The following is a 25,623-nucleotide window of genomic DNA, read 5'->3' as shown; positions in this document are numbered from 1 at the left end:
CCCTTGTCAGTGGTGGCGTGCATGCTGATTCCATGCGTGCTGCCCGCCTGATCAAGATGGTGCTCCTGCTCCAGTCCCGGCCGCTGATGACGGCGACCGAGCTGGCGCAGGAGCTCGACGTGTCCGAGCGCACCGTCACCCGGGACGCCCTGGCTCTCTCGGAGGCGGGCGTTCCGGTGTACGCGGAGCGGGGCAGGTCCGGCGGTTACCGGCTGATCGGCGGTTACCGCACCCGGCTGACCGGTCTGGCCCGCACCGAGGCCGAGGCGCTCTTCCTCTCCGGACTGCCGGGCGCGCTGCGGGAGATGGGGCTCGACGACGCCGCTTCGGCCGCCCGGCTGAAGGTGTCGGCGGCCCTTCTGCCGTCGGTGCGGGACGCCCCGGCGTCGGCGGCCCGGCGCTTCCACCTGGACGCGCCCGGCTGGTATCAGGAGCCGAGCACCCCGGAGCTGCTGGGCCCGCTGGCCGACGCGGTCTGGGCGGACAGACGGGTGTCGGCGCGCTACCGCAGACGGGACGGCTCCGATGTGGAGCGCGCCCTGGAGCCGTACGGGCTCGTCCTGAAGGCCGGCGTCTGGTATGTCTGCGCCCGCGTGGATGCCGGGCCCGGCGGTCAGGACAGCTCCGGCCGCTCCGACGCGTCCCGGGACTTCCGGGTGTACCGCATCGACCGTTTCACGGCGCTCGCGCTCCACGACGACGGCTGTTTCGTACGGGACGAGACGTTCGACCTGCCCGCTTTCTGGGAGCAGCGGGCCGCGGAGTTCGCCCGGTCGCTCCTCGCCGCTGAGGTGGTGGTCCGGGTCTCATCGGCCGGCGCCGAGTCCCTGCCGTCCGCGGTGGACCGCGCGGCGGCGAACGAGGCGCTGACCGCGGCCTCGGCCCCCGACGAGCTGGGCCGGGTGACGGTCGTGCTGCCGGTCGAGTCGCTGGATGTGGCGTATGCGCAACTGCTGTCGCTGGGGCCCGAGGTGGAGGTCCTGGAGCCACCGGAGCTGCGGGCCCGGTTCGCCGGGGCGCTGAGGACGGCGGCGCGGATGTACGAGTGAGCGCCGCCGCCTCTTCTTCGGTTTCCGGTGGCTAGCGGTACTCCTCCGCTGTCCGGTCCGCGCCGCCGAGCGCGACCTCCTTGATGTACCGCCAGGCGTCGGGCCGGCTGCCGTCCGTGTCCGTGAAGCCGTACTCGGCGGCCAGTTGTCCGCTGGAGAGCGACTGTCCGTTCCACCGCGCCCGGTCCGGGTCGGCCGCGACGGCCGCCACCGCGCGGCCCACGAACACCGGCGACTCGGCGATGGCGAAGTGCGGCTCTGTGGCGATGGCGTCCCGCCATGTCGCCTCCGTCACTCCGAAGTGGTCGAGCATCGCCTCCGAGCGCAGGAAGCCGGGGGTGACACAGATGGCCGTGGAGCCGACGGGCCCCAGCTCGTGGGCGAGGCCGGCGGCCATCCGGATCGGTGCGCTCTTGGCGAGGTCGTAGAAGAAGTTCACCCGGTAGTCGCGGTTGGACTCGGCTGTTCCGTCGGTCACTTCGACGACCAGGCCGCCGGGGGTGCGGGCCAGCAGCGGGAGCAGGGCGCTGCTGGTGATGATGTGGCTCCTCACGCCGAGGTCCAGCATGCGGAGCCCCTCCGCCAGCGGGATCTCCCACATCTTGTGCTCCTCGCCGACCCGGGCCAGATGGTCACCGCCCCAGACGTCGTTGACCAGGATGTCCAGCCGCCCCTGCTCACCGTCGATCCGCTCGGCCAGGGCGCGGACCTGCGCCTCCTCCAGATGGTCGGTGGGCACGGCGTACCCGGCCCCGCCCGCGGCACCGATCAGCTCGGCGGTCTCCTCGATGGTCTCGGCGCGCCCCACCTCGCTGCGGTGCCGGCGGGTGGTCCGCCCGGTCGCGTACACGGTGGCGCCCGCCGCCCCCAGCTGTACGGCGATGGCCCGGCCCGCGCCGCGGGTGGCTCCGGCGACCAGGGCGATCCGTCCCGACAAGGGCCTGTCCGTGTGCGTTTCTGTCGTCATACGGGCACCGTGCCACCTATACCCGTCAGCCTCGGTCCGGATTTCCGGGGGGATTCCCCCCGGGATTCCGCGGGATTCCGGCTCGGGTGCTCAGCCCAGGGCCTTGAGCGTGTCCCCGTTCGCCAGCCGTGCGGTCATGACGGCCCGGTCGCTCTGCCCGGCCCGTACGGCCAGCGTCGTACCGTGCGCGGTGGCCCGTACGCCCCCGGTCGCGTCGATCTCGCGGACCTCCCTGCTGCCCGCGGCGAGCAGATACCACCGGCCCGAGCCCGCCTTCCACTTGGCGCCGGCCAGGACGTTCTGGCCGAAGCGGCTGCACAGCGCGGTGTTCTCCCGGTGCGCCACGACGGCGCCGGGCCGGGACTCCTGCCCGGTGGGGAGCTGGAGCTGTACGGAGACCCTGCCAGGCCCTTGCCAGGTGTCGGCCCTGGTGCACACCCAGGAGGCGCGGCCGCCGTGCTCGGGGAGCTGCTGGCGGGCGTACTCCCAGTTGTTCACGGCGCGTACGCCGCTGCCGCGGACTCCGGCCAGCGAGCAGGCGGTGTGCGCCCAGCTGAGCAGCGCCTGGCTGCCGGTGGCCTCCCGCGGCGAGCGGGCCGGGACCCCGCCGCCCGGGGGCGGCGTGTAGGTGAGGTGGACGGGCGTGAGGTCACCGAGGTCGGTGAGGAGGAACGCGTGCTTCTCGGCGACCTTGCTCGACGAGCGGAGCTGGAGCGCGGGCCAGGAGTCGCATCCGGTGGCGCCCGCGGGGACCGCGGGGCTCGACACCGGTGCGGTCACTCCGTCCTTGCCCTCGTCGAGCGGGTGTGCCGGGGCGTCCGGGGCGAGAAGGTCGCGGGTGGTGGACTCGGCGACCCAGGGCGCCAGCAGATAGCGGGCGTTGCCGTCGGTGCGGCTGACGACGACCGCGGCCCCGGTGGTGATGTCGGCGTCGTCGGTGCGGGCGAAGTCGAGCGCGGGCGCGCCCTTGCCGCCAGTGGGTTCGGCGTATCTGACGACCCGGTCCCCTTCGGCGAACAGCACCACGGCCGCACCGTCCACGTCGCCCGCGTAGAGCAGCCGGGGCGGCTGGGCGGGCGGCACGGTCGCGGCCCCGTGGGCGGCGGAGATCCGTACCGTACGGGCCGGGCTCGCCCAGACCTTCAGCGCGCGGCCCAGCAGTGCGCGGTCGTCCTTGCGGGCGCCGCGCGCGGGCCAGACCGTGAAGTCCATGCGCGAGGTGTCGGCCCACTGCCGCGCCGGGGCGCGCAGCAGCAGCGCGGGGTCGACCGCGCGGGCGCTGACGGCAGGGTTGTGGGGACCGGTCGCGGGGGACGGCGCGGAGCTGCCGTCGCGGTCGACCACGACCAGCGCCACGGCGAGCACGGTCACGACGGCGCCCACACACCGTGCGAACCTGATCCGCTGTCTGCGCCGGATCAGATCGGTGGGCCGGGTGTGCACCAGACAGGGGTCGAACTCGTCGGACGACAGCAGCGCGTCGGCCCCGGTCCTCGCGTCCCCCGTCCGCGCCTCGGCTCCCGTCCGCGCGGGGGTACGCGCCAGCCGGAGCGCCGTGCGCAGCGCTGACCCGGAGTCGGTGGCGCCCGCGGCCGTCAGCAGCGCACGGGTGGCCTGTTCGCTCAGTCCCTCGACGCGGTGCAGCACGAGCGCGGCCCTGGCGGCCGCCGTCGTCCCCGACAGTGCCTGTTCCAGGGCGAGTTCATCGGCGCCGCCGGACCGGGGGAAGACGCGCAGCCCGAGGACGGCGGGCAGCACGGGCCGCAGCGCACGCGGCGCGGGCAGCTGCCGCGGCCACCAGCCGGGGCGCTGTCCGTACGCCAGGACGGCCGCCAGGACACGCTGTCTGACCAGCGCGTACCCGGGCTCATCGGGGGCACCGCGCTGGGCGGGCACCCGGGGTTCGTCGCGGCCGCTGCCCCGCGAGGCGGGCAGCGCGCGCTGGACGACCGCGTGGGCGGTGAGCACCCGGCGGTGGCGGCCCAGTGACGGGGGCAGCGTGATGTAGGCGAGGCGGACAAGCCGCGGGTAGTGCTCGACGAGTGCGGCTTCGGCCTGTTCCACGCCCACGCGGCCGGCGCCGGACCGCGTCCCTTCCGATTGCTCTTGCGTTCGCATGACGGGGGTGGCCCCTCTGGGGTGAGTGATCGGAATCGCTACACCCGTCAAACGAGTGAATCATCGGACGGTCACATCGCCTGGTAACAAGAGGGCCGCTGATCGGCGCTCCGCGTGCGCCGCGCCCCGCCAACCACGATGCTGGACGCGTGAGGGACGAGACGGAGTTCTGGGAGACCATCGACAGCACTCGGGCGGCCGCCGACGGCGACCCCGAGGACCATGCCGATCTGCTCACCGAGCGATTGGCGCAGCTCGACCCGGAGTCCGTGCTGGAGTTCGCCCGGTACTTCGAGACGCGCTACAACCGCGCGTACCGCTGGGATCTGTGGGGGGCGGCGGTCGTGCTGCTGCGGGAGAGCGACGCCGACTCCTTCGACTACTTCCGCTGCTGGCTCATCGGCCAGGGCCGGGAGATCTTCGAGGGCGCGCTGCAGGACCCGGATGCCCTGGCCGATCTCCTGGACGACTTCGACGAGGAGATCGACGGCGACGGCGAGGAGCTGGGGTACGCGGCCGACGAGGCGTACGAGCAGCTCACCGGGGCGCCCACCCCGGATCTCGGCATTCCGCCGCAGGCCGCCGAACCTGAGGGACCGCCGGTCGACTTCGACGACGAGTCGCTGGCCGAGCGGTATCCCCACCTGTGGGAGCGGTTCGGCTCCTGAGCGCCGGCCGGGCGTGGCCGGGGGCTCAGTAGGGGGTGAGGCCGCGCCCCATCAGTACGTCGTCCACATACCGGCCCGCCAGACGGAACTCGCCCGGCAGCACCCCCTCCACCGCGAACCCCTCGGCGGCGTAGAGCGCGCGGGCCGGGGTGTTGTGCCCGAGCACCCGCAGGGTGATCCGGGTGGCGCCCTGGCGCCCGGCCTCCGTGCACGCGGCCCGTACCAGCGCCCGGCCCACACCGTGGCGGCGCGCCGTTCCTGCGACGGCCAGGCCCTGGATCTGGCGCACATGGGCGTTGCTGGCCAGCGGGGTGGGCCGCACCAGCCGGATGTACCCCACGATCGCACCCGCGAGCTCGGCGACCAGCAGGTCATCGGGGCGGTGGCTCTCGTCGAAGAAAGGGCGGTACGGGGGCTGGGGCGGCGGCACGACGTCGTGCAGCGTGGACCAGGCGGCCCGGTCCAGCGCGCCGAGCGCATCGCCGTCGCCGGCTACGGCCACACGTATGTACGGGTCGGGCATGCGGGCCACTCTGCCACGGCCGCGGGCCGCGGCGCTGGGCGATTGCCGCCGGGGTGCGTGAGGATGGGGCCATGCGTATCGCGATTGCCGGAGCATCAGGACTGATCGGTACGGCCCTCGGGCACTCCCTGCGCGCCGACGGGCACGAGGTGGTGCGGCTGGTCCGCAGAGCCGCCAAGGCCGCGGACGAGGTGGAGTGGGACCCGGCCCGTGAGCAGGTGGACACCGCGGGTCTGACCGGCTGCGACGCGGTGGTCAACCTGGCGGGGGCGGGGGTCGGCGACCACCGCTGGACGGACGCGTACAAGAAGGAGCTGCGGGACAGCCGGGTACTGGGCACCGCCACACTCGCCGACGCCGTGGCCTCGCTCGACGTACCTCCGGCGGTGTTCCTGTGCGGCAGCGCGGTCGGCTACTACGGCGACACGGGCGACCGCCCGGTCGACGAGAGCGCGCCGCCCGGTGAGGGCTTCCTCGCCTCGCTCTGCGTCGAGTGGGAGGAGGCGGCGCGCGCGGCCGAAGAGGCGGGCATCCGGACGGCGTTCGCCCGTACCGGACTCGTGGTGGCCAAGGAGGGCGGGGCCTGGGGCAGGCTCTTCCCGCTGTTCAAGGCGGGGCTCGGCGGGCGGATGGGCGACGGCAGCCAGTACTGGAGTTTCATCGCGCTGCACGACCATGTCGCGGCGCTGCGCCACGTCCTGGACACGGAGGCGCTGTCGGGCCCGGTGAATCTGACCGGCCCTCAGCCGGTCACCAACCGCGAGGTGACGGCGGCGATGGGCCGGGTCCTGCACCGCCCCACCCTGTTCACGGCTCCGGCACCCGCGCTGCGGATCGCGCTGGGCGAGTTCGCGGGGGACGTCCTGGGCAGCCAGCGGGTACTGCCGAAGAAGCTCCTGGACTCGGGATTCACCTTCGCGTTCCCGGAGGCCGACGAGGCGATCAGGGCAGCGCTGTAAGGCACGCTCACGCCGCGCCCGGCCCACTTAGGGCAGCATTCCCGGCCTGCGGGGGCCCGCCGGGCAGAGGGCCGATTCCAGCCCCTCCGGCGATTGAGGAGCGGGGTCCGGGGCGGGGCCCCGTGGAACGCGCCCGCGCGGCCCCGCACACCCGCACGGCCCCACGCCGCCCACCGGCCCCCACCGTGCGACCCCGCGCCCCCATGCCCCCGCCCCGCGCGCCTGCCCCGCACCCCACCGCTCCCTACTCTCGACCCGAACCAGGGCATTTCCGCGGCCCGTTGGGGGAATCAGCCCTGCACGGAACACCGCGGCCGCGCCGACCCCGGGGAGGGGCACGTGCTCAGTACCGCACACCACGCCGACGTGATCATCGTCGGAGCCGGGCCGGCCGGGCTGTCAGCCGCTCACCGGCTGACCAGCGCCGGCGTGTCCGTCAGCGTCCTGGAGGCCGCCCCTTCGCCGGGCGGCCGTATGTCCACCGAGCTGACCGGCGGTTTCCGCCTGGACCGCACGGGAGGGCTGCTCAACACCTCGTACCCGGAACTGCTCCGCGCCCCGTGCCTGGGCGAGACGGACCTCAGGCTGTTCTCGCCGGGCGTCCTCGTGCACAGCGGGGGCCGACTGCACCGGACGGGCGAGGCCGGGGGCACACGGGGCGCACTCAACGCCGCGCGCGCCCTGCGAAGCGCCTCACGCGCCCCCTTGAGCGGGGGCCTCGGAGGCGCCTTGAGCGGCGGCTTGGGGGGCGCCTTGAGCGGCGGCCTCGGAGGCACCGGCCTCACCGGCGGCTCATTCGCCAACGGACCGCTCACCGGCGGCGCATTCGTGACCGGCGCACTCGACCGGGCCAGGCTGCGCGCCGCGCTGGCCCGTCTCGCGGCCACCCCCGTGGACCGGCTGCTGGCCCGCCCCGAACAGACCGCGTCGGCCGCGCTCCGCTCGTACGGCCTCCCGCAGCGGACCGTCACCGGCTTCGTCAGGCCGCTGCTGGCCGCGCTGCTGAGCGACCCGGGGCTGACCACGTCGAGCCGCTGCGCGGATCTCGCCCTGCGGGGGTTCGCGCGAGGACGGCTGTGCGTACCGGCGGGCGGCGCGTCCGTCCTGCCCGAGCGGCTGGCCGCGACGCTGCCGCCGGGCACCGTGTCCACCGGAGTGACCGTCACCGCAGCCTCCATCACCTCGGTCACCACGGCCGAGCTGGGCGTGCTGCGCTGCCGTGCGCTCATCGTGGCGACCGACGCCAGGTCCGCGGCCCGGCTGCTGCCCGGACTCCGGGTCCCGGACTTCCACCAGGTGACGGTCCTTCACCACGCCGCCCCGGCAGCGCCGCCGACCGGCGCGGCCCTGGTCCTGGACGCCGACCGTTCCGGCCCCGTCGCGTACAGCGCGGTGATGAGCGAGGTCGACCCCTCACGGGCCCCCGCGGGCCGCGCGCTGATCTCGTCCACGGTGCTCGGCATTCCGGGGCCCCGGCTGGAACGGGCCGCCCGCGCCCAGCTGTCCGCACTCCACGGCACACCGGCCGACGACTGGGAGCTCCTCGCCGTCCACCACTCCCCCGACGCGGTCCCCGCGATGCCGCCGCCGCACGACGTACGCCGCCCGGTACGGCTGCTCGCCGGCCTGTACGTGTGCGGCGACCACCGCGACACCAGCACCGCCCAGGGCGCACTCGTCTCCGGCCGCCGCGCCGCGCAGGCGGTCATGCGGGACTTCGGCATCAAGCCGGACATCGCGGTGGACGGATCCCCACTCGCCGCGTGACACCGGTCTGGGCTGGGCTGATCTGGGCTGGGCTGGCCTGACCTGGGCTGGGCTGGGCTGGGCTGGGCTGACCTGGCCCGGCGCGACACGACACGGCACGGCACGGCACGGCACGGCACGGCACGACGGCAGGGTGAGCGGCGGCCCGCCCCCGGCCGGTGTGACGCGGCAGGACAGCCACCACGCCGTGCCGCAGGGCGACCGCCCGGCCTCAGCCCATCGCCGCGACGCGGTCCCGGTACCCGCGGACCGCCGCCGCGTCCCGGTAGGGCTCCAGCCTCCGCTCGAACTCGCGGACGTACTCCACGGCCCGCACCGACCGCATCTCCCCCGCCTGCTGCGCCGCCTCGGCCCCCAGCGCGCACGCCTGGTCCAGCTCGCCGAGGCCCAGCCGGGCGGTGGCCAGCACCACCCGGCAGAAGAGCCGCGAGCGCGCGAAGGCGGGGGCGCGCAGCTGGAGCGAGCGCTCCGCGTACTGCGCGGCGGCCCGGTACTGCTGGAGGTCACGGTGGCAGTGGCCGAATTCGTCCGCCAGCTGCGCCTCGTCGAAGAACCGTGCCCAGTACGGCACTTCGTCGCCCGGGCGCACCGCCTCCATGGCCCGCTCGGCCCGCGCCAGCGAGGCCGTGCAGGCCCGCACCTCACCGAGCACCCCGTGTCCGCGCGCCTCGACGGCGTGCAGCAGCGCCTGGACGACCGGCGGCGCCGAGGTCCCGATGCCCTGCTGGGCGACGCGCGCCAGCTGGACCGCCTCCCGGCCGTGTCCGAGGTAGACGGCCTGGCGGCTCATGGTGACGAGTACGTACGAGCCGTACGCCCGGTCCCCGGCGGCCTGCGAGAGCCGCAGGGCCTGGACGAAGTAGCGCTGGGCGAGCCCGTGGGCCGCGATGTCGTAGGAGGTCCAGCCGGCGAGCCGGGTCAGGTCGGCGGCGGCCGCGAAGAGCCGCCGGCCGGTGGACTCCCCGTACGCCCCGCGGAGCATGGGCTCCGCCTCGTGCTCCAGATAGCGCACCAGGGCCTGCCGGGCGTGGCCCCCGCCGTACGCGTGGTCGAGGGTGCGGAACAGCTCGCCCACCGACCGCAGGGCCGCGATGTCCCCGGCGCCGACCCGCTGGCCGCTGCGGTCGGTCTGCCGCTGGCGCGGCACCGCGGGGCGGGCCTGGGCGGGCACCCGGGCGCCGGAGCGCTGCGGTTCGGTACGGGCGCCCTGCCCTGGCCGCACTCCGCCCGCGCGCACGCCACCGGCCGTCACTCCACCGGCCGAACCGGGCGCGCCCCAGTCGTCCGGGCGGCCGATCAGCCAGTCCCTGCTGGGTACGACGAGTCCCGCGGGGGTGAAGGCGATCTTGCGCAGTTCCGCGTGGCTGCCCGAGTCCTTGCGCCAGAGGCCGCTGACGATGTCGACGGCTTCCTCGGGCGTACCGGCGAATTCCAGCCCCGCATAGACCGGTGCGCAGGCGTCGAGCCCCAGATCCTGCGCGGAGAGTCTGCGCCCCAGCCGTCGGGTGAAGACCTCGGCGATCAGCGCGGGTGTGGTGCCGCGCGGCTGCTGGCCACGGAGCCAGCGGGTCACCGACGTCTTGTCGTACCGCAGGTCGAGTCCGTGCTCGAGGCCGAGCTGGTCGACTCTTCTGGCCAGCCCCGCGTTGGAGAATCCTGCCTCTCCGATGAGCGCGGCGAGCTGGCGGTTGGACGTGCGCTGCGGGGTTCGTTCCGTCATCAGCTGTGCGGTCTCCTGCCTTCCGGGCCGGGAGCAGCCCTCATGGAACGGCGCGAATTTAGCGGGCTCCACCGCTCGTTCCGCGACCTTCGCCCCGGATTCATCCGATCGTGTGAGGAGGTGTCGTTTCTGCCCGCGCAGAGGTGCCGTTCGAGGCGGTCGTACAGTTGCTGGGTGGCGCCCTCCGGGGCGCGCTGTCCGTATGCGATGAGGAGCTGCCGTGAGTGAGCTGCGGTTTGTCCGCCTGGGGTTCGGCGAGGAAGCCGTCGAGTACCGGGAAGCCTGGCAGAAGCAGCGTGAGGTGCATGCGGCCCGGTTCGCCGACGAGGCGCCGGACACCGTGCTGCTCCTGGAGCATCCGCCCGTCTACACGGCGGGTCGGCGCACGGACCCCAGCGAGCGCCCTCTCGACGGGACGCCGGTGGTGGACGTGGACCGCGGCGGCAAGATCACCTGGCACGGTTACGGCCAGCTGATCGGCTACCCGATCCAGAAGCTGCCGCGCCCGGTGGACGTGATCGCGCATTTGCGCCGTCTGGAGGAGGCGCTCATCCGGGTCTGTGCGGAGTTCGGCGTCGAGACCAGCCGGGTCGAGGGCCGCGCGGGCGTCTGGGTCCTGGGCGACCCGGTGGAGCAGCGGCCGTCGATCGGCGGCCTCTCGCTCGATCTGGACCCGCGGTTGCAGGACGACGAGTTCGATCCGCGGATGAACGGCCCCGAGTACGCCCCGTCCAACGCCGGACAGCGCCGCGAGGACCGGAAGATCGCCGCCATGGGCATCCGGGTCGCGAAGGGCGTGACCATGCACGGCTTCGCGCTGAACTGCAATCCGGACACCACCTGGTTCGACCGGATCGTGCCGTGCGGTATCCGGGACGCGGGGGTGACGTCGCTCTCGTACGAACTGGGCCGCGAGGTCACCATCGCCGAGGTGCTGCCCGTCGTGGAGAAGCATCTGCGGGACGTGCTGGAGAACGCGGCCCTGGCGCCGCGTACGGTCGAGGGTGCCACCGCGTAGCGCGGCCGGCGGCGGCCCAGGCCGCCCCGGCGGGCTCCGTCCGGACGGTCCGTCCCCGTCCGGAAGAGAGCGCAGGTCCGGCCGTTCGGGGGAATGTGCCTCAGCGGCCATGGGTTGGCCAGAGACAAGCCATACATATGACGGGCGTACCCTGGTGTTCGCCGAAGAATCGAAGTTGTAGGGAGCCGGACGTGTCAGCTGTCGCACCCGACGGGCGCAAGATGTTGCGTCTGGAGGTCAGGAACAGCCAGACCCCCATCGAGCGCAAGCCCGAGTGGATCAAGACTCGCGCGAAGATGGGCCCCGAGTACACGAAGATGCAGGCTCTGGTGAAGTCCGAGGGGCTGCACACGGTCTGCCAGGAGGCGGGCTGTCCCAACATCTACGAATGCTGGGAGGACCGCGAGGCCACCTTCCTCATCGGCGGCGACCAGTGCACACGGCGCTGCGACTTCTGCCAGATCGACACCGGCAAGCCGGCCGCCCTCGACCTCGACGAGCCGCGCCGGGTGGGTGAGTCCGTCGTCACGATGGACCTGAACTACGCGACGATCACCGGTGTGGCCCGCGACGACCTGGAGGACGGCGGCGCCTGGCTGTACGCGGAGACCGTGCGGCAGATCCACGCGATGACGGCCGAGCGGGCCGACGGCCGTACCAAGGTCGAGCTGCTTATCCCCGACTTCAACGCGGTCCCCGAGCAGCTGGCCGAGGTCTTCTCGTCCCGCCCCGAGGTCCTCGCGCACAACGTGGAGACGGTGCCGCGCATCTTCAAGCGGATCCGCCCCGGCTTCCGTTACGAGCGCTCGCTCGAGGTCATCACCAAGGCCCGCGAGGCCGGTCTGGTCACCAAGTCGAACCTCATCCTGGGCATGGGCGAGGAGCGCGAGGAGATCACCCAGGCGCTCCAGGACCTGTACGACGCGGGCTGCGAGCTGATCACCATCACGCAGTATCTGCGCCCCTCCCCGCGCCACCACCCGGTCGAGCGGTGGGTGAAGCCGGCCGAGTTCGTGGAGCTCCAGAAGGAGGCCGAGGAGATCGGCTACTCCGGTGTGATGTCGGGTCCGCTGGTCAGGTCCTCGTACCGGGCGGGCCGTCTGTTCCGCCAGGCGATGGACCGGCGCGGCGCCGCCGCCGTGTGAATCCGCGCACAAGCAACTACTGTGCGGTAGTCGCCTTAGGACGCGGCTCGTACCATCCCCGCAGGTCGGGGGCGTGTACGGGCCGCGTCGGCCGTTCCGCGGGGTGCACCCGGCCTTCATGGGCGTTTGACCGCCTCGACATGCCTTGGTAACAACAATCAGTGACTCTGGAATTACGCACCGCGCCATCGGGCCGCCCAGCGGGCCGGGGAGCGATGCGGGGAGCGGCACGGTGCCAGGTCCTGAGCAGCGGTTGCGAGGTCTGCGCACCGACCCGGGAAGAACCGTTTCTCACTCCACGCCGGTCCCCCGCACGCCGCACCACCACGTACCCGTGACTCACCACCGGCGTATCACCCGCGCACCACTCGCCGTACCGCTGTAACCGCTGCATCCGCTGTAACCGCCGTGTATCCGCTGTCGTCCCGAGGGGCCCCACCATGCAGGCCGCGACCCAGTCCGTACGCGCCACCGCCATCCCGACCGTCACCGGAGCACTCCGCGCGGTCGAGTCCCTGCTGCTGAGCAACGGCCAGCGCATCGCCCGCCGCAACGCCTGGACGTCGGTCCTGGAGGACCGCCGCCGGGCCAAGGACCGGGTCGACGCGGAGCATGTACTGGAGGCCGTGGCGGCCCGCACTTCTTAGTCCGCGTAAACTTCTGGCCATGGCGAGGAAGGCAAACGCAGACTCTGAGAATCAGGGGCGACTCAAGCAGATCGCTCTGACCTACAAGATGACCCGCAAGGCCGATCCCAAGGTCGGTCTTGTCGTCGGTGGTCTGGGAATCGTCGTCTTCGGCGTCATTCTCGGCGTCGGCTTCTTGATCGGTCACCCCATCTACCTGGGCATCCTGGGTTTCCTGCTGGCCTTCCTCGCGATGGCGATCGTCTTCGGACGCCGCGCCGAGCGAGCGGCCTTCGGGCAGATGGAAGGAAAGCCCGGCGCCGCGGCGGCGGTGCTGGAGAACGTGGGCCGCGGCTGGACCACGACTCCGGCCATCGCGATGAACCGCAGCCAGGACGTCGTACACCGCGCGGTCGGCAAGGCCGGCGTGGTCCTGGTGGCGGAGGGCAACCCGAACCGGGTGAAGTCCCTGCTGGCCGCCGAGAAGAAGAAGATGGCGCGCGTCGTGGTGGACGTGCCGGTGCACGACATCATCGTGGGCGACGGCGAGGGCCAGGTGCCGCTGAAGAAGGTGCGCACCACGCTCCTGAAGCTGCCGCGCGTCCTGACCGGCGCCCAGGTGACCGCTGCCAACGACCGGCTGCGCGCGATGGGCGACCTGATGTCGAACATGCCGCTGCCGAAGGGCCCCATGCCGAAGAGCGCCCGCGCCCCGCGCGGCGGAAAGATGCGCTGACCCCCGCCACATGCTGAAGGCGGCCCGGACCACCAGGTCCGGGCCGCCTCGTCGTTCTGGCGGGTGTCCGCGTCCGTTCGGACAGCTGACCGTCCGGTGGGTCAGATCCGTACCTGGACGGCGCGGGCCAGCCGGTCGTGGAGGCCGCGGCCGTCCCGGTCCCAGATGAGCGCGGGGACGGCGACGCAGAGCAGCAGACTGCGTACGAAGACACGGCCCGTACCGAGGCGCCCGCCGCCCTCGGCGACGACCCTCAGCCGGAGCAGACGCTTGCCCGGGGTGAATCCGACCGTGGAGACGGTGAGCAGGCTCAGCACGAAGAAGACGAGCAGGGCCCAGTTGCCGGCCGACTGCTGGCCGCCGCGCGAAATGAGCCCGTATGCGATAAGCATGCAGAGTGCCCAGTCGATGAAAACGGCCGCGAACCGGCGGCCCAGCGGCGCGATCGCGCCCGGCCCTTCCTCCGGCAGCCCGAGCCGCTTGCCCCGGTAGCCGAAGTCGGCGCCCATCTCTTTCGCGGCCTCGCCAGGCCCGGAGAGCCACGATCCGACTGCTTGCCTGTTGTCCACCCGTCCACGGTACTGCGGCCCCCTCCCGGTCCGTACGGTCGGGGTCTGTGCGGCAATGTCGCCCCAGGTCCGGTTAACTTCAGCGAAACAAATGGGTCATGCTTGAGAAATCCGCTGTCCCTAAGGTCGGGACCAGCGTGTGGCACCGCACCGGCCCCACAACGAGCCGCAACCCCGCCCCTCCCGGGTCGGGAGTAGGAGGAGTTGGATGTTCCAGAACGCCGACGATGTGAAGAAGTTCATCACCGACGAAGACGTCAAGTTCATCGATGTCCGGTTCTGTGACCTGCCCGGTGTGATGCAGCACTTCACCATCCCGGCGGCGGTCTTCGACCCGGACGAGGAGCTCGCGTTCGACGGCTCGTCGATCCGCGGCTTCCAGGCCATCCACGAGTCCGACATGGCGCTCCGCGCGGACCTCTCGACCGCACGGGTCGACCCCTTCCGCCGCGACAAGACCGTCAACATCAACTTCTTCATCCACGACCCGATCACCGGCGAGCAGTACAGCCGTGACCCGCGGAACGTGGCGAAGAAGGCCGAGGCGTACCTCACGTCGACCGGGATCGCCGACACCGCGTACTTCGGCCCCGAGGCCGAGTTCTACGTCTTCGACAGCGTCCGCTTCCAGACCTCGGCGAACGAGAGCTTCTACCACATCGACTCCGAGGCCGGCGCCTGGAACACCGGCGCGGTCGAGAACAACCGCGGCTACAAGGTGCGCTACAAGGGCGGCTACTTCCCGACCCCGCCGGTCGACCACTTCGCCGACCTGCGTGCCGAGATCTCCCTGGAACTGGACAAGAACGGCCTCCAGGTCGAGCGCCAGCACCACGAGGTCGGCACCGCGGGCCAGGCGGAGATCAACTACAAGTTCAACACGCTGCTCGCCGCGGCCGACGACCTGATGCTCTTCAAGTACATCGTGAAGAACGTCGCCTGGCGCAACGACAAGACCGCGACCTTCATGCCGAAGCCGATCTTCGGCGACAACGGCTCGGGCATGCACGTCCACCAGTCCCTGTGGACCGGCGGCTCCCCGCTCTTCTACGACGAGCAGGGCTACGCGGGCCTGTCCGACATGGCCCGCTACTACATCGGCGGCATCCTCAAGCACGCCCCGTCGCTGCTGGCCTTCACCAACCCGACGGTGAACTCCTACCACCGCCTGGTCCCCGGCTTCGAAGCTCCGGTCAACCTGGTCTACTCGCAGCGCAACCGCTCGGCCGCGATGCGTATCCCGATCACCGGCTCGAACCCCAAGGCCAAGCGCGTCGAGTTCCGCGCCCCCGACCCGTCGTCCAACCCGTACCTGGCCTTCTCCGCGCTGCTGATGGCCGGCCTCGACGGCGTCAAGAACAAGATCGAGCCGGCCGAGCCGATCGACAAGGACCTCTACGAGCTGGCTCCCGAGGAGCACGCGGGCGTCGCCCAGGTCCCGACCTCGCTCCCGGCCGTACTCGACGCCCTGGAGGCCGACAACGAGTACCTCCAGGCCGGCGGCGTCTTCACGTCCGACCTGATCGAGACGTGGATCGACTACAAGCGCACCCAGGAAATCGCCCCGATCCAGCTGCGCCCGCACCCGCACGAGTTCGAGCTGTACTTCGACCTCTAAAGCGTGTGGCCCTGTGGCCCGGGAGGAACACTGCTCAGTGTTCCTCCCGGGCCGCAGGTGTTTTCAGGGGTACCGGCAGCGCCCACCACGTCCGGGTAGCTGACCGTTGCGGGAGTGAGAGCGGGACCGTGGCGTGCCCACGCCACGGTCCCGCTCATGCCTCACATCCCGTTCGTGCGCACGTCCCGTTCAGGCCGCGATCGACAGCAGCAGTGCCATCAGCAGACCGCACACGCTCACGATCGTCTGGATCGCCGTATGGGATTTCGTCGCCTGGCCGAGCGACATCCCGAAGGACTCCTTCACCAGCCAGAATCCCGCGTGGTTCACGTAGTTGAGGCCGATCGAGCCCGCTCCGATCGCGACCACCAGCAGTGCGGTGTGCAGGCTGCTGCCGGACTGGGCCAGGGGAGCCAGGATGCCCGTCGCGGCGACGATTCCCACGGTGGCCGAGCCCGTCGAGAACGACAGGAGCAGGGCCAGCAGCCAGCCCAGGATCAGCACATTGATATGCATTCCGGAGGCGGCCGACTCGACGGCTTTGCCGATGCCCGAGTCCTCGAGGACCTGGTTGAACGCACCGCCGCCCGCGATGATCAGCAGGATGCCGGCCACCGCCTTGAGGCTGTCGGTCAGCGATGTCCGGATCGCGTCGGGGGTCATGTCGCTGCGGTAGCCGAGTGCGAACAGCGCGAAGAGGAAGCCAGCGAGCATGGCGATCACCGGCTCACCGGTGAAGGTCAGCACATGGCGTACCGGGCTCGACTCGTCGTACACCAGCTCCGCGAGGGTGCGCAGCAGCATCAGCACCACCGGGACGAGCACCGCGGTCAGCGCCCATCCGGTACGGACCTTGTTTCCGGTGGGGGTGGAGTTGTCGGCAGGGGTGCCGTCGGGCGTCGCGGGACCGGTGAACTTCGCGACCAGCTCCGGGTCGGGGTGTACGTCGAGACGCGGCGCGATCCACCGGCCGTACACCGGCCCGGCGATGATGATCGTCGGGACCGCGCAGATCAGGCCCACCACGATCGTGATGCCCAGATTGGCGTGCAGGCCCTCCACCGCGACCAGCGGTCCGGGGTGCGGGGCCACCATTCCGTGCAGCGTCGACAGCGCGGCAATCGCGGGGGTGGCGAGGAAGACGTACGGCGAGCCCTTGACGTGGTGGGTGTCCTGGAGGCGCCGGGCCACGCTGAAGATCAGCGGGAGCAGCACGATCAACCCGATCTCGAAGAACATCGGGATGCCGATGATGAACGCGGCGCCCGCCATGTACCAGGGCAGGGAGCGTTCCCCGGACCGTTCGACGATCAGGCGCGCGATCTTGTCCGTGGCGCCCGACCCCGAGAGCAGCCTGCCGAGCATCGCGCCGAAGGCCAGAGTCACGCCGACGTTGCCGAGGATGCCGCCCGCACCCGACTCCAGTGACTCCGCGATCTTCTCGACGGGCTGGCCCGCGGCCAGCGCGACACCGATCGACACCGTCATCAGCGCGACGAAGGGGTGGAACCGCAGCCGGGAGTTGATCAGCAGGATCAGCACAGCGATGGCCGCTGCCAGGATGATCAGCAGCGTCCACGTGTGCCCCGTCACAGCCGGCCCCCATGGGTGCGAGGCGTACGGGCCTGTGGTCCGGGGCGCGGTATCTTCAGCAAGAGAACTCCTGGTGCGGCTCGTTGTGTCCCGGGCGGAAGCTATCGGGCACCTGCCACTGCTCTCCAGGTTCTGCGCGCAACCCGCATAACCCCTGATCCGCGCGTTCTGTGCATTCTGTGCACGGGGACGGTGCCGGTTACCGTCGACGGGGTGAGATTCCTCGAAAGGCCGCGGCGCGGGCTCCGGATGCGGCCATGGTCCCGACTGCGACCGCGGTCCCGGACCGGGCTGCGGCTGCGGCTGCGGCTGCGGCTGCGGCTGCGGCTGCGGCTGCGGCTGCGGACCCAGGTGCTGCTGTTGCAGTGCGCGGTCGTCGCGGTGACCCTGGCCACGGCCTTCGGCGCCTTCGCGTACTCCAACGAGCACCGGCTCGTGCACGAGTACCAGCTGCGCGCGCTCGCCGTGGCCCGTACGGTCGCCGCCCAGCCCGCCGTACGGCGCGGCGCGGCCCAGTACTCGGCGGCCAACACCGGGACCGGCGGCGGGGCCGCGGACACCCCGCGCGGCACGCTCGCCGCCGGGCCGGTCCAGACGGCGGCGGAGGCGGCCCGCACCAGGACGGGTTCGCTGTTCGTGGTGGTCACCGACGACCGGGGCATCAGACTGGCGCACCCGGAACACTCCCAGCTGGGCCGCATGGTGAGCACCGACCCCAGCCGCGCGCTCGCCGGGCACGAGGTGCTGGCGCGGGACCACGCGCATCTCGGCGACGAGGTGGTCGCGAAGGTCCCGGTGTACGCGCCGGGCTCGCACCGGGTCGTCGGCGAGGCCAACGCGGGTGTGGCCGTCTCCGACGTACGGGCGCAGCTGATCCGCGTCCTGCTGGGCGGGCTCGGCTGGCTGGTCGCCGCCCTGCTGCTCGGCGTGGGCGCGTCGGCGCTGCTGGCCCGCCGCTGGAAGCGGCTGACGCTGGGCCTCGAACCGGAGGAACTGGCCGGTCTGGTGCAGGAGCAGGAAGCCGTCCTGCACGGCATCGGCGAAGGGGTGCTGGCCGTCGACAACGGCGGCACGGTCACCGTCATCAACGACGAGGCGCGCCGCCTGCTCGCGACCGATGCCGGGCCCGGCCGGTCCGTCGGCTCGCTGGGGCTGACGCCGCGGGTGCTGGAGGCGATCCGTACGCCCGTCGGCGGCCCGGTGATGGCGGCGGTCGGCGAGCGCGTCCTGGTGCTTTCGGCCCGGCCGGTCGCCCGCGACGGGCAGGATCTCGGCACGCTGCTCACCGTGCAGGACCGCACCGATGTCGAGTCGCTGACCCGCCAGCTCGACGCGGTCCAGGCGATGAGTTCGGCGCTGCGCGCCCAGCGCCACGAGTTCGCCAACCGGCTGCATGTGGTCTCCGCGCTGGTCCACGGCGGTCACCTCGCGGAGACGACCGAGTACATCGGCACGCTGCTCGGTACGGGCCCGCTGGGCGAGGCGCTGCCCGGTATCGACGCGGTCCGCGACTCCTACGTACGGGCCTTCCTTTCCGCGAAGGCCGCCCAGGCGCGGGAGAGCGGGGTGACGCTGGTGATCGGCGGGGCGACCTGGGCCGACGGGACGGTGACGGCGCCGGTCGATGTGACCACCGTGTTCGGCAATCTCGTCGACAACGCGATCGACGCCGCCCGGCACGGGGCGCGCTCCCCCGCCTTGGTCGAGGTCGAGCTGATGGCCGAGGGCGCCACGCTTCTGATCACTGTCGCCGACACCGGCGACGGCGTTCCGCGCGGACCGGCGGACGAGGTGTTCCGCGAGGGCATGTCGACCAAGGACCACACGTCGGCCGTCGGCGGCCGGGGTATCGGCCTGGCACTGGCGCGGCAGATCGCGCGGGCCAGGGGCGGCGACGTCCATCTCGCCGAGCGCGGAGGGCCGCCGGCGCAGCAGCAGCCGCCGGGGCCCGCGTCCCCGCCCGTATCCGTGCCGGTCCCCGTCCACGTCCCCGTGTCAGTCTCCGTCCCCGGGCAGGAAGCGGCCGAGCGCGAACGGGTCTCAGGCGGAGCCGTGTTCGTGGCCCGGCTGCCCGGAGTCATGGAGAGCGGGGCCGTCGAGAACGGGACCGCGGAGCACGGGGCCGTCGAGAGCGGGCCCGCGGAGAGAAGGGCCGGCGGGAGCGGCCCCGCAGCAAACCGAGTAACCGATCCCCGTACCACCGATGAGGCAGGCCGATGACCGAGCGTGAGCCGTTTTCCGTCCTGGTCGTCGACGACGACTTCCGGGTCGCCGGGATCCACGCGTCGCTGGTGGACGGGGTGCCCGGCTTCCGGACCGTCGCCACGGCGAACTCCGCGGGGGACGCGCTGCGGGCCGCCGCCGGGGCCCCCGTGGACCTGGCCCTGATCGACCTCTACCTGCCCGACGGCTCCGGGATCGATCTGCTGCGCTGTCTGGAGTGCGATGCCTTCGTCCTGAGCGCGGCGGCCGAAGGCACGATGGTGCGGCGCGCGGTGTCGGCGGGGGCACTCGCGTATCTGGTCAAGCCGTTCACACCGGAGCTGCTGGCCGGGAAGCTGCGCGGCTACGCCCGCTTCCGCCAGCTGACCGACGCGGAGATCGTCGACCAGAGCGTGGTCGAGAGCGCGTACGCGGCGCTGCGGACCCCGCCGGGGAACCGCGCGGGCCGCCCGCCCGCGGCGCGTACGGTGACGGGCGAAGCGGTGCTGTCGGCCGTACGGAGTTCGGCGTCCCCGCTGTCGGCCGGAGAGGTCGGTTCCCTCATCGGCGTCTCGCGCGCCACCGCCCAGCGTTACCTCGCGGGGCTGGTCACCAGTGGCCTGCTGAAGATGAAGCTGCGCTACGGAGCGACCGGCCGCCCGGAGCAGGAGTACCGGATCCCGTGAGCGTGAGCATGACCGTACGTAGGAGTGTCAGACGCCGGAGCTTCCGTCCAGGGTCTCGCGGATGATGTCCGCGTGGCCCGCGTGCCGGGCCGTCTCCTCGATCATGTGCAGGAGCACCCACCGCAGATTCCGGTCCGCGGCCTGCGGCCAGCCGCAGGGGGCGTCCAGGTTCATGGCTTCGACCACCTTCCTCGACGCGGCCGTCCGCTCCTCATAGGTGGCCAGCCACTGCTCCACCGTGTCGCGTTCGTCGACCCGGAAGTCCTCCAGGTCGGTGTCCTGCTCCCCGTTGGCGGGCCACTCGCCGGGGAAGACCTCACCGGCCGCGATGATCTGGAACCACCGGCGTTCCCACAGCGCGCAGTGCTTGAGGATGCCCAGCAGGGAGAGCGTGCTGACGGTGGGGGTCCTGCGGGCGTCCGCGTCGGAGATGCCGGCGACCTTACGGGTGAGGGCCGCGCGCTGCCCGTCGAGAAACGCGCACAGGGCGTCGCGTTCCGTGGTGGGCGAGAAACGGCTGAGTGTCATACCGGGACGCTAACCCGCCGGGGCGGGCGGCGTCCCGTGGATTCTCACCGGCCGGGCAGCCGAACGGGCGTGGCTCCCGGGGCCGTTGAGCCCCCGGAGCCACGCCCGCTTCACCTGTCGCGGTGGCCTGCGTGCGTCAGTGACGCACCATCCGCGTCTCCGTGACGTCTCCCGAATTGACCAGGATGTAGCGGTGGTTGAACTGGACCGTGTAGTACTTCTTGGCCCCGGTCACCACCTTTCCACCCGTGGGGAAGAAGTCCGCGCTGCCGGCCGGCGGCTGGGCCGCCACATATGCCTGGCCGACCGGGATCGAGTAGTTCTTCGCGGTCAGCGGGGCCTGCGTGGACGGGGAGAGTCCGGACGGGTACTCGGACGCGTCCGGGTACGCCGTGCCGTACACCGGGGCGGCGCTGGTGCCGGCCGGCTTGATGATCCGTGCGCCCGGGGTGGGCGAGGTGTTGCTGCCGCCGGGGTTGTGGATCCAGCCCTTCTGGCCGTCGTACCAGATCGCCGTCCAGTCACCCTGCTGTCCTGCGACGACGAACTGCTGCCCGGCCTGGACGGTGGTGCTCCAGTCGCTGACGCTGTCCGTGCCGCCCTTGGCCCCGGCGTCCGGGTGGACGACCGGGTCGAGGATGAGCGGGGCGTCGTCGCTCGGTGCGCTGCGTACGAACAGGGCGCTCGACGGCTGCGTCACCGGTGTGCAGGTGGTGACCGAACCCGACGGGTCGTCCGCGGGGCAGACCGTGTACGTCTGCTTGTTCTCGCTGAACCCTGGGGTGATGGTCACCGCGGACCCGACCGGGCCGACACCGTGGGTGCCGAGGTCGAACGGGGCGCCGAGCAGCTGCATGAAGCGCGTCCAGTCCCAGCCGTCGGCCGGGTCCCAGTGCATGCCCGACAGGGTGGAGTCCGACGGCCCCGGCACGTTGTCGTGGCCGAGGATGTGCTGCCGGTCCAGCGGGATGTCGTACCGGGCGGCCAGGTACTTCACCAGGTCGGCCGTCTGCTGGTAGGCCGCCGTCGTGTACCAGTCCGCGCCGTGGGCGGAGAAGCCCTCGTGCTCGATCTGGACGGAGTGCAGATTGCTGTCGTAGTTGCCGTCACCGAACGCGACGTCCTTGTCGGCGACCATCTGGGTCACCGCGCCGTCCGACGACCGCATCACGTACTGCGCCGAGGCGCCGCCCGGGGTCTGGAAGGTCTTGATCGCCTCGTCGTACGAGCCCTCGGTGGTGTGGATGATGATCTGGTTGATCTTTATGCCGTTGGCGGGGCGGTCGGACACCTGGCCGTTGGACGGGTCAGCGGCGACGAACTGGCAGTTCATCGACTGCGGGCATTCGGCCTGCGGGGACGCGGTGTCCTTCAGCCGGAGCTTGCTCAGCTGGCCGGTGACCGGCTTCGCCGACGGCACGGCCCGCATGCTGACCGCGGCGGCGGGCGCCTTGACCGCCTTGGCGGCCTTCGTCCCTGCGGCTGCCGATGCGCTCTGCTTGCCGCCGGACGCGATGGTGGCGAACACGTCATGGACGTACGACGTGGCCGCCTTCCGGTCCGACATCCGGCTGTACTTGGCGATCGCCGCGGTCCACTGCGACGGGTCGGCGGACGTACTGCCGGTGAGCTGCTTCTGGTACGAGGCGAGCAGGGCGGCCCCGCCCCGGATGTTGTCCTTCTGATTGTGCTGGAGCTGGTCCGCCGGGACACCGGTCAGCTTCGCCGCGGCCTGCAGGGTGTGCAGTTCGGGGTGGTCGGCGAGGGACGTGAGGCCGGAGTGGCCGGTGGCACCGGCCGCGCCGTCCGCCACCATCTTCGGTGTCACATCGGTGAGGTTCATCAGGCCCCAGCCACCGGTGTTGCTGTAACCGGTGTGCTGCTGCCAGCCGGACTCCTCGTGTGCCACGCCCTGGAGGACGGATACCGGCACCTTGAACTCCGCGGCGGCCGCGGTGAAGTCGGCCTGCGCTGTCGGCTCTTTGGCGTCGTCCTCGTTTCCCGCCTGTGCGATGGCAGGCAGGAAAGCGAAGGCTCCTGCGGCCACAACGCCGCCGAGGGCGGCCGCAGGCAGCCATCGCTTCCCTTTTCGCTTGTGCAAGGGTGTTTCCTTCCGTGCAACTTTCCCCGTGCTGCCGTGGGCGGGACGGCTGTCGAATCGCCCCGCGGGCACCGGGGATGGTGGGGGGTGGCGCGCGGATCGGATCTGCTCGCGCACACCGAGTCGAGTGGAGTCCCCTGAACGGAGACAGCCCTCGGTGGCCCGGCGCCATCAGATCTGTCAGTTTGTCAGTTTCGCGTGACGGGGTGAAGAACCCGAGCCGTTCCCCCGGCAAAGATTCACCAGGACTCCGGATCCGGAATCAGGGATTCGCCCCTGCGAAGGACCCGGCCGGCGGGGGCGAAGGGCCTCGGCCGGCCGGGGCACGGTACGCCGGTAGGTTGGCGGGATGACGGAAGAGGTTCCCGCCGGTGGTGTCGTGGTGGCCCCCGAGGAGATCGACGCACGGTGGGCGGGCTGCTGGCACCCCCAGGAGGTGGCCGCGCTGCTCTCCGGGGTCACCGTGCCCTGGTACGTCGCGGCGGGCTGGGCGCTCGACCTGTTCCGGGGCGAGCAGAGCCGGGAGCACGACGACATCGAAATCGCGGTCCCTGCGGCCCGGTTCCCCGAGATCCGCAACCGCCTCACCGGCGGGGCCGGACCGGACTCCCGCACGGCGGCCGGAGGTTTCGGGACGGCCGGGTTCGTGTTCGACGCGGTGGGGTCCGGGCGCATCTGGGAAGCGGCTCCGGCCGAGGTGCTGGACGTGACGCGGCAGACCTGGCTGCGTGACCGGGCCACCGGGGCATACCTGCTCGACGTCTTCCGCGAGCCGCACGAGGGGGACATCTGGCTCTGCCGCCGCGATCCGGCGATCCGGCTGCCGTACAGCGCGGTCATCCGGCGGACGGCGAGCGGAATCCCTTATCCCGCACCCGAGCTGGTGCTGCTCTTCAAGGCCGCGCACACCCGCCCCAAGGACCAGCGGGACTTCGACGCCACGCTGCCCCTGATGTCGGCCGCCCAGCGGACCGCGCTGGCCGGTTTTCTGACCCGGGCGCACCCGGGACACATCTGGCTCACCGAGCTGCGGCGAGACGATCCGGGTGCGCCGTCCCGCGGCCAGGACACCTCCGGGGCTCCGTAGACTGCCCGGATGTCTTCCGTTCTCGTTCTCGGTATTGACCCGCACCTGGTGCCCGGCATCGACGCGGACGTCATGCGTGCGGTCCTCGACGGCGAACTGGCCCGGTTCGGGGCGCTCGGCGTCGACGCGTCCATGGCGCTGATCGCGTTCGACGAGTCGGCGGGTCCCGCCATGGTCGCGGCGCTGTCCGGGCGGCCCTGGGACGTCGTGGTCGTCGGAGGTGGCCTCCGTAAGCCCGAGGCGCTCCTGCCCCTGTTCGAGCAGTCCGTGAATCTGATCCGGCAGCACGCGCCACAGGCCGCCATCGCGTTCAACACCAGTGGGGGCGACAGCGTTGAGGCGGCCCAACGGTGGCTGTGAGGGGCTGAGCCCAGTGCCGTGCGGTTGATCCGGTGGCCCGGCACTACTACCCCGTACCGGCCCCGTACCCACCAGCACCATTACCCCGTACGTAATCGACCCCTCCGCGCCCGCGCGGCAGGCTGACGTCATCCGGAGCCCGGGAGGCGCACTCCCCCCGGGCTTCGGGGCTCACCCGTCCGTACGACCTGCCGGAGGCTGATTCACCATGTCCGTGTACGAGACCGCTGTCGCCCGTTACTTCGAGGCGTGGAACTCCGCCGGGCGCCCCGGGGAGATCGCCAAGGCCGTCGCCGCCGCCTGGACCGAGGACGGCAGCTATACCGACCCGCTCGCCGATGTCAGCGGGCACGACGGGATCGCGGCCGTGATCGCCGCGGCCGGGGAGCAGTTCCCCGGGTTCGAGTTCCGGCCGACCGGGGGCGTCGACGGCCACCACGGCATCGCCCGGTTCGGCTGGGAGCTGGTGTCCTCCGCCGACGGGTCGGCTCCCGTCGCCGGGTTCGATGTGATCGCGCTCGCGGAGGACGGCCGTATCCGTACGGTGCACGGCTTCCTGGACCGCGTTCCCGCTGCGTGAGGGTACGTACGGTCCGGTCCGGCGCCCGGTGACAGGGCGGCGGACCGGGTGGTCCGGCGGCGGTCGTGGGACCTGGGGCGGCGATGCGAGGCAGAATGGCGTTATGCCTGAATTGCCGGAGGTCGAGTCCCTCAGCCGGTTCCTGGGCGAGCACGTCGTCGGCCGTACCGTCGCCCGTGTCCACCCGGTGGCCATCCACGCGCTCAAGACCTATGACCCGCCCCTCACCGCGCTTGAGGGGCGGGCGTTCGACCGTGTGACCAGGCACGGGAAGTTCCTCGACCTCGACGCCGGCGGCGTGCATCTGGTCATGCATCTCGCCCGGGCGGGCTGGGTCCGCTGGAGTGAGCGTCTGCCGGACACCCCGCCCCGCCCCGGCAAGGGCCCGCTGGCGCTCCGGGTCAGGCTGACGGAGCCGGAGGGCACCGGGTTCGACGTCACCGAGGCCGGCACACAGAAGCGGCTGGCGGTCCACGTCGTACGCGATCCGCTGGAGGTGCCCGGTATCGCGCGCCTCGGGCCCGATCCGCTGGCCGAGTCCTTCACCCCTGCGGTCTTCACCGGCCTGCTGGCGGGCGAGCGCCGGCAGATCAAGGGCGTCCTGCGCGACCAGAGCATGATCGCCGGGATCGGCAACGCGTACTCGGACGAGATCCTGCACGTGGCCCGGATGTCGCCGTTCCGGCTGGCCGCCAAGCTCTCCGACGAGGAGGTCGCCGTGCTGTACGCGGCGATCGGGTCGACGCTCACCGATGCCGTCGAGAGGGCGCGCGGGCTGGCCCTGCGCGATCTGAAGGCGGAGAAGAAGAGCGGGCTGCGGGTGCACGGACGCGCGGGAGAGCCGTGCCCTGTCTGCGGGGACACCATCCGCGAGGTCTCCTACAGTGACTCCTCGATGCAGTACTGCCCCACCTGCCAGACCGGCGGCAAGATCCTGGCGGACCGGCGGATGTCCCGGCTGCTGAAGTAGCCGCCCACCGCTTGCAGGTCCGCCCCGGACCGG

The 25,623-nt window shown here is 72.0% G+C and carries 23 protein-coding genes; 15 read left to right on the top strand and 8 right to left on the bottom strand.

Going from position 1 to position 25,623, the window contains the following annotated elements:
* Positions 1-32 precede the first annotated feature (32 nt).
* Positions 33-1,049 (top strand): helix-turn-helix transcriptional regulator, encoded by a 1,017-nt coding sequence (locus OG510_RS28245; RefSeq protein ID WP_406140531.1) that lies wholly within the window; start codon positions 33-35, stop codon positions 1,047-1,049.
* 31 nt (positions 1,050-1,080) lie between these two features.
* Here the strand turns inward: OG510_RS28245 and OG510_RS28240 are convergent, their stop codons facing one another.
* The gene (locus tag OG510_RS28240; RefSeq protein ID WP_406140529.1) at positions 1,081-2,016 is read right to left on the bottom strand and encodes an SDR family oxidoreductase; all 936 of its coding nucleotides are present in this window, start codon (positions 2,014-2,016) and stop codon (positions 1,081-1,083) included.
* 90 nt (positions 2,017-2,106) lie between these two features.
* Positions 2,107-4,134, bottom strand: a complete 2,028-nt coding sequence (locus OG510_RS28235; RefSeq protein WP_406140527.1) for a hypothetical protein — start codon at positions 4,132-4,134, stop codon at positions 2,107-2,109.
* A 149-nt stretch (positions 4,135-4,283) separates the two neighbouring features.
* Here OG510_RS28235 and OG510_RS28230 point away from each other — a divergent pair, with 149 nt between their 5' ends.
* Positions 4,284-4,802, top strand: coding sequence for a DUF4240 domain-containing protein (locus OG510_RS28230; protein ID WP_164267812.1), 519 nt, complete (start codon positions 4,284-4,286; stop codon positions 4,800-4,802).
* A gap of 25 nt (positions 4,803-4,827) precedes the next feature.
* Here OG510_RS28230 and OG510_RS28225 read toward each other — a convergent pair whose 3' ends face one another.
* Complete coding sequence (locus tag OG510_RS28225) at positions 4,828-5,325, bottom strand: GNAT family N-acetyltransferase (RefSeq protein WP_406140525.1); 498 nt, start codon at positions 5,323-5,325, stop codon at positions 4,828-4,830.
* A gap of 71 nt (positions 5,326-5,396) precedes the next feature.
* On the opposite strand from OG510_RS28225, the gene OG510_RS28220 reads away from it, so the two are divergent.
* The gene (locus tag OG510_RS28220; RefSeq protein WP_406140524.1) at positions 5,397-6,284 is read left to right on the top strand and encodes a TIGR01777 family oxidoreductase; all 888 of its coding nucleotides are present in this window, start codon (positions 5,397-5,399) and stop codon (positions 6,282-6,284) included.
* Positions 6,285-6,623: 339 nt separating this feature from the next.
* Entirely contained in the window at positions 6,624-8,051 is a 1,428-nt protein-coding gene (locus OG510_RS28215) for an FAD-dependent oxidoreductase (RefSeq protein ID WP_406140522.1), read from the top strand.
* A 211-nt stretch (positions 8,052-8,262) separates the two neighbouring features.
* Here the strand turns inward: OG510_RS28215 and OG510_RS28210 are convergent, their stop codons facing one another.
* A complete protein-coding gene (locus OG510_RS28210) occupies positions 8,263-9,771 on the bottom strand; it encodes a regulator (protein ID WP_406140521.1) in 1,509 nt (502 codons plus the stop codon).
* Between the two features lie 220 nt (positions 9,772-9,991).
* Here OG510_RS28210 and lipB point away from each other — a divergent pair, with 220 nt between their 5' ends.
* From lipB to OG510_RS28190, 4 genes are all read left to right on the top strand, one after another.
* Positions 9,992-10,789: a lipoyl(octanoyl) transferase LipB gene (lipB, locus tag OG510_RS28205; RefSeq protein WP_406140519.1), complete on the top strand. Its 798-nt coding sequence runs from the start codon at positions 9,992-9,994 to the stop codon at positions 10,787-10,789.
* A gap of 191 nt (positions 10,790-10,980) precedes the next feature.
* Entirely contained in the window at positions 10,981-11,934 is a 954-nt protein-coding gene (gene lipA, locus OG510_RS28200) for a lipoyl synthase (protein WP_406140518.1), read from the top strand.
* Between the two features lie 440 nt (positions 11,935-12,374).
* A complete protein-coding gene (locus tag OG510_RS28195; RefSeq protein WP_164265705.1) occupies positions 12,375-12,581 on the top strand; it encodes a hypothetical protein in 207 nt (68 codons plus the stop codon).
* Between the two features lie 19 nt (positions 12,582-12,600).
* Entirely contained in the window at positions 12,601-13,296 is a 696-nt protein-coding gene (locus OG510_RS28190; RefSeq protein ID WP_164265706.1) for a DUF4191 domain-containing protein, read from the top strand.
* 101 nt (positions 13,297-13,397) lie between these two features.
* Here OG510_RS28190 and OG510_RS28185 read toward each other — a convergent pair whose 3' ends face one another.
* Positions 13,398-13,865 (bottom strand): RDD family protein, encoded by a 468-nt coding sequence (locus OG510_RS28185; RefSeq protein ID WP_164265707.1) that lies wholly within the window; start codon positions 13,863-13,865, stop codon positions 13,398-13,400.
* A gap of 208 nt (positions 13,866-14,073) precedes the next feature.
* On the opposite strand from OG510_RS28185, the gene glnA reads away from it, so the two are divergent.
* The gene (glnA, locus tag OG510_RS28180) at positions 14,074-15,483 is read left to right on the top strand and encodes a type I glutamate--ammonia ligase (protein WP_164265708.1); all 1,410 of its coding nucleotides are present in this window, start codon (positions 14,074-14,076) and stop codon (positions 15,481-15,483) included.
* 189 nt (positions 15,484-15,672) lie between these two features.
* On the opposite strand, the gene OG510_RS28175 is transcribed toward glnA, so the two are convergent.
* Complete coding sequence (locus OG510_RS28175; RefSeq protein ID WP_406140516.1) at positions 15,673-17,076, bottom strand: GntP family permease; 1,404 nt, start codon at positions 17,074-17,076, stop codon at positions 15,673-15,675.
* Positions 17,077-17,289: 213 nt separating this feature from the next.
* Here OG510_RS28175 and OG510_RS28170 point away from each other — a divergent pair, with 213 nt between their 5' ends.
* Positions 17,290-19,296 (top strand): ATP-binding protein, encoded by a 2,007-nt coding sequence (locus OG510_RS28170; protein WP_406140514.1) that lies wholly within the window; start codon positions 17,290-17,292, stop codon positions 19,294-19,296.
* Positions 19,293-19,964, top strand: a complete 672-nt coding sequence (locus OG510_RS28165; protein ID WP_406140513.1) for a response regulator — start codon at positions 19,293-19,295, stop codon at positions 19,962-19,964. Before OG510_RS28170 ends, OG510_RS28165 begins: the two co-directional genes overlap by 4 nt.
* A gap of 27 nt (positions 19,965-19,991) precedes the next feature.
* Here the strand turns inward: OG510_RS28165 and OG510_RS28160 are convergent, their stop codons facing one another.
* Both OG510_RS28160 and OG510_RS28155 read right to left on the bottom strand, forming a co-directional pair.
* Positions 19,992-20,492: a DinB family protein gene (locus OG510_RS28160; RefSeq protein WP_406140512.1), complete on the bottom strand. Its 501-nt coding sequence runs from the start codon at positions 20,490-20,492 to the stop codon at positions 19,992-19,994.
* A 136-nt stretch (positions 20,493-20,628) separates the two neighbouring features.
* Complete coding sequence (locus tag OG510_RS28155; protein ID WP_406140511.1) at positions 20,629-22,593, bottom strand: N-acetylmuramoyl-L-alanine amidase; 1,965 nt, start codon at positions 22,591-22,593, stop codon at positions 20,629-20,631.
* Between the two features lie 349 nt (positions 22,594-22,942).
* Between OG510_RS28155 and OG510_RS28150 the strand changes: the two genes are divergently transcribed.
* From OG510_RS28150 to OG510_RS28135, 4 genes are all read left to right on the top strand, one after another.
* Positions 22,943-23,680, top strand: a complete 738-nt coding sequence (locus OG510_RS28150) for a nucleotidyltransferase domain-containing protein (protein WP_406140509.1) — start codon at positions 22,943-22,945, stop codon at positions 23,678-23,680.
* A 9-nt stretch (positions 23,681-23,689) separates the two neighbouring features.
* Positions 23,690-24,040, top strand: a complete 351-nt coding sequence (locus tag OG510_RS28145) for a hypothetical protein (protein ID WP_406140507.1) — start codon at positions 23,690-23,692, stop codon at positions 24,038-24,040.
* 208 nt (positions 24,041-24,248) lie between these two features.
* Positions 24,249-24,620, top strand: a complete 372-nt coding sequence (locus OG510_RS28140; RefSeq protein WP_406140506.1) for a nuclear transport factor 2 family protein — start codon at positions 24,249-24,251, stop codon at positions 24,618-24,620.
* Positions 24,621-24,723: 103 nt separating this feature from the next.
* On the top strand, positions 24,724-25,590 hold the full coding sequence (locus OG510_RS28135; protein WP_406140505.1) for an Fpg/Nei family DNA glycosylase: 867 nt from the start codon (positions 24,724-24,726) through the stop codon (positions 25,588-25,590).
* Positions 25,591-25,623: the final 33 nt, after the last annotated feature.

Origin of the sequence: Streptomyces sp. NBC_01089 (assembly GCF_045162975.1) — a bacterium.
Taxonomy (GTDB): Bacteria; Actinomycetota; Actinomycetes; order Streptomycetales; family Streptomycetaceae; genus Streptomyces.
Note: the sequence above shows the minus strand (reverse complement) of the source record. Positions and strands in the feature narration are given on the sequence as shown.

Excerpts from the sequence above, each read along its gene's own strand:
- OG510_RS28245 (WP_406140531.1), top strand. The coding sequence starts at position 33 with ATGCGTGCTGCCCGCCTGATCAAGATGGTGCTCCTGCTCCAGTCCCGG.
- OG510_RS28240 (WP_406140529.1), bottom strand. The coding sequence starts at position 2,016 with ATGACGACAGAAACGCACACGGACAGGCCCTTGTCGGGACGGATCGCC.
- OG510_RS28235 (WP_406140527.1), bottom strand. The coding sequence starts at position 4,134 with ATGCGAACGCAAGAGCAATCGGAAGGGACGCGGTCCGGCGCCGGCCGC.
- OG510_RS28225 (WP_406140525.1), bottom strand. The coding sequence starts at position 5,325 with ATGCCCGACCCGTACATACGTGTGGCCGTAGCCGGCGACGGCGATGCG.
- OG510_RS28220 (WP_406140524.1), top strand. The coding sequence starts at position 5,397 with ATGCGTATCGCGATTGCCGGAGCATCAGGACTGATCGGTACGGCCCTC.
- OG510_RS28210 (WP_406140521.1), bottom strand. The coding sequence starts at position 9,771 with ATGACGGAACGAACCCCGCAGCGCACGTCCAACCGCCAGCTCGCCGCG.
- OG510_RS28195 (WP_164265705.1), top strand. The coding sequence starts at position 12,375 with ATGCAGGCCGCGACCCAGTCCGTACGCGCCACCGCCATCCCGACCGTC.
- OG510_RS28190 (WP_164265706.1), top strand. The coding sequence starts at position 12,601 with ATGGCGAGGAAGGCAAACGCAGACTCTGAGAATCAGGGGCGACTCAAG.
- glnA (WP_164265708.1), top strand. The coding sequence starts at position 14,074 with ATGTTCCAGAACGCCGACGATGTGAAGAAGTTCATCACCGACGAAGAC.
- OG510_RS28165 (WP_406140513.1), top strand. The coding sequence starts at position 19,293 with ATGACCGAGCGTGAGCCGTTTTCCGTCCTGGTCGTCGACGACGACTTC.
- OG510_RS28160 (WP_406140512.1), bottom strand. The coding sequence starts at position 20,492 with ATGACACTCAGCCGTTTCTCGCCCACCACGGAACGCGACGCCCTGTGC.
- OG510_RS28150 (WP_406140509.1), top strand. The coding sequence starts at position 22,943 with ATGACGGAAGAGGTTCCCGCCGGTGGTGTCGTGGTGGCCCCCGAGGAG.
- OG510_RS28145 (WP_406140507.1), top strand. The coding sequence starts at position 23,690 with ATGTCTTCCGTTCTCGTTCTCGGTATTGACCCGCACCTGGTGCCCGGC.
- OG510_RS28140 (WP_406140506.1), top strand. The coding sequence starts at position 24,249 with ATGTCCGTGTACGAGACCGCTGTCGCCCGTTACTTCGAGGCGTGGAAC.
- OG510_RS28135 (WP_406140505.1), top strand. The coding sequence starts at position 24,724 with ATGCCTGAATTGCCGGAGGTCGAGTCCCTCAGCCGGTTCCTGGGCGAG.